1 pseudogene is annotated in these 357 nt (G+C 65.8%); it reads left to right on the plus strand.

Going from position 1 to position 357, the window contains the following annotated elements:
• A pseudogene (locus tag SB751_RS28670) lies at positions 1-357 on the plus strand (hypothetical protein); the annotation flags it as partial.

Consider the following 357-nt stretch of genomic DNA (forward strand, 5'->3'; position numbering starts at 1 on the left):
CCCGACAGACGGCGGGCTCGTGTTCGCGTCGGAGCCGAAGGCGCTGTTCCAGCATCCGCTCGTCAAGCCGCGCGTGACGGCGAACGGCTTGCGCGAGTTGCTGGACATGATCAAGACGCCAGAGCTGACTGTCTACGACGGCCTGTTGGAAGTCCGTCCGGGGGATCTGATAATCCTCGATCGTAGCGGCCTCCGGAAGGAGACCTACTGGCGCCTTCAGGCTAACGAGCATCGCGACGACCAGCAGGCGACGATCGCGACCGTGCGCGACATCGCCGATCGCGTGGCCGCGGCCATGCGCGCCGACAAGCGCACCGAAAACGTCAGCTTCGACTGGGACGAACCGGCCGAACGCTC

It is taken from the genome of Cupriavidus sp. SIMBA_020 (assembly GCF_046535395.1).
GTDB lineage: Bacteria > Pseudomonadota > Gammaproteobacteria > Burkholderiales > Burkholderiaceae > Cupriavidus > Cupriavidus campinensis.